Source organism: Thermodesulfovibrionales bacterium (assembly GCA_035622735.1).
In the GTDB taxonomy this organism is placed as follows: Bacteria; Nitrospirota; Thermodesulfovibrionia; order Thermodesulfovibrionales; family UBA9159; genus DASPUT01.
On record DASPUT010000067.1, the window covers coordinates 1 to 4,846 of the forward strand.

Sequence of the window (4,846 nt, forward strand, 5' to 3'; positions counted from 1 at the left end):
AAGGCCTTCGAACTCGGCAAACCCGAGCGGGTACCCGTGACCCTTTTCGGAGGGGGGATGTGGAGCATCAAGGATTACGGCACCACCTTCGAGGAACTCTCAAAGAACGTAGACAAGAATGTGGACATGTGTGTCGCTGAGGCTGAAAAGATCAGGAGCGACGTGGTGTATGTGGGCTCCGGGTTCAACAATTTCCACGCCATCGCCCTCGGAAGGAAATTCGGCGCGGGCGTGAAGTTCCGCGAAATCGGCGCGCCGGACATGACGGAGCATTTCGTGCATTCGGAAGAAGACATTGCGAAGCTCGATATCCAGGACCTCTTCAAGGAGGACGTCATCAAGGGGGTCATGGATGCCACACTCAAGGTGAAGGAGAAGATCGGCAACAAGTACCTCGTCACCATGACCTGCTGGGGCCCATTCACCCTCGCCGCACGCTTTGTCGGGGAAGAAGCCTTTATGAAGGCAACGTTCAAGAAGCCGGCCTTTGTGGAGAAGATGGTCGATTTCTGCGCCGATCTTCTGATCGCGCTGTACGAGCCCCTGGTCGACAAGGGCCTGGAGGCGCTCAGCATCGCCGATCCCACCGCATCGGGAGACCTCATCAATCCCAAACAGATGTCGAGATTCGCGGTTCCCCCGCTCAAGAAGATGAGCGACTGGGCGAAATCGAAGGGCGTCTACACCATTCTCCACATATGCGGCAACACGAGCGACCGCCTTGAACAGTTCATCGACACCGGATGCACGGTCATCTTCTTTGATCAGAAGGTCGACATCGCCAAGGCGAAGGAGGTCCTCTTCGGCAAGATGTGCTTCGGCGGTAATGTGGCTCCCGTACATGTACTCCTCAATAAGACGAAGGAGGAAGTCGAGCAGGCCTGTAAAGAGACGATAGAGCTGGCCGGTAAGGACGGAGGCTATGTCCTCGTTCCCGGTTGTGACATCCCGCCGACGATTTCCTATGAGAATCTTAAGGCGTTCCATGACGTAGCCCTTAACTGGAAATATTGATGATCCATGCGTACCCTGAGGGGAGGTGAGATGCAGCGAAGAGGGGAAAAAATAAACCCTTTGTAAGGGGAGGTGAATGTGGGATTCTTTGAGAGCGTGAGGCGTATACTGGCTGGAGAGTCGGAAAAACAACAGAAGAAGGAGGCAACGATGGCTGAGAAGAAAATGACGGTCGAAGAAGTCAATGAGTACATGAAGCAGAAATGCGGTTTTGTTCCGAGGATGTTCCAGATAATAAACACGGTAACCCCGGACCCGGGAAGGACCTTTGCCGATTTTTACGCGACGATCTTCGGTGACGGAGCGCTTTCGAAGAAGGTAAAGGAATTGATGTTCATGGCAGGCGGAGTCGGATACTGTTCCCCGCGCTGCATCATCCATGTAATCCCGGCCATCAATGCGGGTGCGACGACCATGGAGATTTTCGAAGCAGCCTCCGTCGGCATGATCCTCGCCGGTTTCGTGCCCGGTGGTCCGGGCATCCCCTACGCCTTCGAATATGCGCTCAAGTGTCTCGATATCGAGGCAAAATTCCGGAAGGGTGAAAAGTGGGAATATCTGCCGGCCCCGAAATTCGACCACGGCGTATTCTAGGCTGAAAGGGAGCGAAGGCGGCAGAGATAGGAAGCTGTATAAAAAGCGGGCGGCGTCCTCCGTCCGGGGGCGCCGCCCTCAAGAGAAAAGATAGTTCATTTTACCACAATTGAATAAAAAAGGAGATTGAATGTTCACATTCAAGAAAGAACAGAAAGTGTTTACCATCGGGGGAATAAAGATAGGCGGTCAGCCCGGAGAGAATCCTCCCCTCATGATATCATCGATGTTCCATAATAAAGACAAGATCGTACATGACAGAAAAGGCAATTTCGACAGGGAAAAGGCGAAGGACCTTATCAAGAAACAGGAGGACCTTTCCGAGATTACCGGTATCCCCGGTATGGTGGCTATGGTTGCGAATACGCCCGAAGAGGCAAAGATCTATATCGACTTCTTCCTCGAAACAACCACGATGCCCTTCGGGATAGACATGTGGGTTGCCGAGCAGAGGGCAAAGGCGACGGAGTATATCGCGAAACTTGGCGTGCAGAATAAATTCCTCTATAACAGCATAACGCCCTGGGATAAGGACATAAAGGGACAGGTAGCGCGCTTGAAGGACCTCGGAATCAAGCATGTAGTCGTTCAGGCATTCGATGATCAGGACCAGACGCCGGCAGGCAGATTGAAATCGCTCGAGTCGATACTCGCTCAGGGCGCCGATAGCTTTGACACCGTCATCGTCGATACGTCGGTGATGAACCTGCCCTCAACCTCTTTTTCGCTCATAGCGAACAGGATAATCAAGGAGAAGCATGGCCTTCCCTGCGGCGGCGCATACTCGAACGGCACCCACATGTGGAAGGAGATAAAAGAGAAGTGGGGACTGGACGGTTTCAAGGCGATGGATGCGGTGGTCCAGGGGATGGCATCAGCCCTCTGGAGCGACTTCAATTTCTGCGGCCCTATCGTCACGGCGCCGAGGGTCTTTCCTGCCGTAGCGAGCGCCCACATGCTGCTGTCTACCCTTGTATACGACGAGACAAACATCATCCACGAGAACCCTAACCTTCCCCTTCGGAAAAACTTCGCCGACTTCATCGAGAAGCTGCAGGAAGGCGGAACGAGGAAAAAGGGAAAATAAGATGACAGGAAAGGAGAAACAACGTTAATGACTTCGAGAGAGAGAGTGCTAAAACTTTTTAAGGGAGAAGCGATAGACAGGATTCCCTGTTTCAGCGGAATGGGTAATGTCACGGAAGAGGGAATCAACAAGCTCGGGTACCGGTTTGCCGGCATTCATCTCGATGCGAAACAGATGGCCGATACCGCAGCTTCGACGTATAAGATGTTCGGCTTCGAATGCGGCGTGGTTCCCGTCGACCTCTGCGTAGAAGCGGAGGCGATGGGATGCGTCATCAATGTTTATCCCCACGCCGAGGGTATCCTCTATCCGACGATAAAGGAGAAGCTCATTCACAAGGAAGACGAGATGGATATAAAACTTCCTGCCGATCTCGCATCGAAAGGGAGGGTTCCGCTCCTGAAGGAAGCGATAAAGATCTTGAAGGCGGACATAGGGAATGAGGTCGCCATAGGATCCTATGTCCTCGGTCCCTTCACCCTCGCCGGTCAGATCATGGAACTGAACGACCTGTTAAAGCTCTCCTTCAAGAAGGCGGATAAGGTCGCAAAGCTCCTCGACGTGATGGCCGATGCGATTATCATCGTCGCGAAAGAGTATGAAAGGGCCGGCGCTGATTACATAACGGTTCGGGAAATGGGCGCTACGACCGATGTGCTCAGTCCGAGGGTTTTCAAGAGCCTCATCTTCCCCCCCCTCCAGAAGATCATGAAGGAGATAAAGGTGCATTCGGTACTGCACATCTGCGGTAAGACGAACGACATCGTGACCTTCATGATGGAGTCGGGCCCGAACGCCATCAGTGTCGAGCAGAAGAACGACGTTGCGGAAACGAGGAAGAAATTGGGAAAAGACGCCCTCATCTTCGGCAATTATGACCCCTATAACGTCCTTGTCTCGGGTGACGAAAATCTCGTGCGGTCCACCATGAGGAACTGTATCGACAACGGCGTGAGCGCGGTCTGGCCGGGATGCGATATCTGGCCGACGGTGCCTCCTCAGAATATGACGGCGATGATCGATGAAATCAAGAAATACGGAGGTAAAAAGTAATGGCAGACGAAGCGAAAAAGAAGGAGATACTCGAGAAACTGAAAAACGGCGTGATTCAGTATGATGAAGATGCCTGTAAGGAAGGTGCACAGGAGGCGGTCGATGCAGGGCTCGATGCCAACGAGGCGATATTCGACGGACTCGTGGCCGGCATGGAGGAGGTCGGAAGACTCTTCGAGGCGCAGGAGTATTTCGTTCCGGAGATCCTCATGTGTGCCGATGCCCTTTACGCGGGCCTCGACATCCTGAAGCCCCACTGCCAGCAGATGGACCTCGGCCTCAAGGGCGCTGTCGTTATCGGCACGGTCGAAGGCGATGTCCACGACATCGGGAAGAACCTCGTCAAGATGATGTTCGATGTCGCCGGCTTCACGGTATACGATCTCGGGAGGGACGTACCCCTCGATAAGTTCGTTGACGAACAACTGAGGACCGATTCCGATCTGGTCTGTCTCTCGGCGATGATGACGACTTCCATGGTCGGCATGCCGAAAGTCATCGAGAAGATCAAGGCGAAAAACCCGAACGTCATGATCATGATCGGCGGTGCTCCGACTTCAAAAGAGCTCGCGGACAAGTGGGGCGCCGACGGGTATGCTGAAGATGCAAGTAACGCCCTCAAAGAGGCGATAAAGATGGTAGCCTTCCTCAAGAACCTGAGGGCAGAAAGGGCCGCTAAGAAGTAATAAGAAGTTGGATACACGGCAACTGAAAGAATACCTGAAAAGCGAAGGTGCCACCCTTGTCGGGGTGGGCGATGTCACGGACGCGCTCACCCCTGAGATCATGCACCTGAAGAGGGGCGTGGCGATTGCGGTCAACAGGGGCCTCAACAAGGAGACGATCGATCTGCTCCTGCAGCTCCAAAAGCTTGTTGCGGACTGGCTGAAGGAAGGGGGATTCAGGAGTCTCTCGATACCGCCTGATTCGGACAGGAAGAAAGGCAAGTATATCACGAAACTCTATCCCCTCTTCTGTCATAAGACAGCGGCGACATGCTCCGGACTCGGCTGGATCGGAAAAAACGGTCTTATCATAAACAAGCGCTATGGATCAAAACTCACCTGGGCGAGCGTGCTGACCGATGCCCCCCTCAGA

General features: G+C 53.5%; 6 protein-coding genes. All 6 read left to right on the plus strand.

Going from position 1 to position 4,846, the window contains the following annotated elements:
• Nucleotides 1–1,014 (plus strand): uroporphyrinogen decarboxylase family protein (locus VEI96_03655; GenBank protein HXX57072.1); only part of this gene is annotated, 1,014 nt, incomplete at its 5' end.
• Between the two features lie 150 nt (nt 1,015–1,164).
• Nucleotides 1,165–1,608, plus strand: a complete 444-nt coding sequence (locus tag VEI96_03660) for a carboxymuconolactone decarboxylase family protein (GenBank protein ID HXX57073.1) — start codon at nt 1,165–1,167, stop codon at nt 1,606–1,608.
• Nucleotides 1,609–1,738: 130 nt separating this feature from the next.
• The gene (locus VEI96_03665; GenBank protein ID HXX57074.1) at nt 1,739–2,695 is read left to right on the plus strand and encodes a tetrahydromethanopterin S-methyltransferase subunit H; all 957 of its coding nucleotides are present in this window, start codon (nt 1,739–1,741) and stop codon (nt 2,693–2,695) included.
• Between the two features lie 27 nt (nt 2,696–2,722).
• Nucleotides 2,723–3,748: an MtaA/CmuA family methyltransferase gene (locus VEI96_03670; GenBank protein HXX57075.1), complete on the plus strand. Its 1,026-nt coding sequence runs from the start codon at nt 2,723–2,725 to the stop codon at nt 3,746–3,748.
• Complete coding sequence (locus tag VEI96_03675) at nt 3,748–4,434, plus strand: corrinoid protein (protein HXX57076.1); 687 nt, start codon at nt 3,748–3,750, stop codon at nt 4,432–4,434. The genes VEI96_03670 and VEI96_03675 overlap by 1 nt, the downstream gene beginning before the upstream one ends.
• A gap of 7 nt (nt 4,435–4,441) precedes the next feature.
• Nucleotides 4,442–4,846: hypothetical protein (locus VEI96_03680; GenBank protein HXX57077.1), on the plus strand; the 405-nt coding region annotated here is incomplete at its 3' end.

Bases quoted from the DNA above. Each gene is read 5' to 3' on its own strand.
- VEI96_03670 (HXX57075.1), top strand. From the start codon at position 2,723: ATGACTTCGAGAGAGAGAGTGCTAAAACTTTTTAAGGGAGAAGCGATA.
- VEI96_03665 (HXX57074.1), top strand. From the start codon at position 1,739: ATGTTCACATTCAAGAAAGAACAGAAAGTGTTTACCATCGGGGGAATA.
- VEI96_03675 (HXX57076.1), top strand. From the start codon at position 3,748: ATGGCAGACGAAGCGAAAAAGAAGGAGATACTCGAGAAACTGAAAAAC.
- VEI96_03660 (HXX57073.1), top strand. From the start codon at position 1,165: ATGGCTGAGAAGAAAATGACGGTCGAAGAAGTCAATGAGTACATGAAG.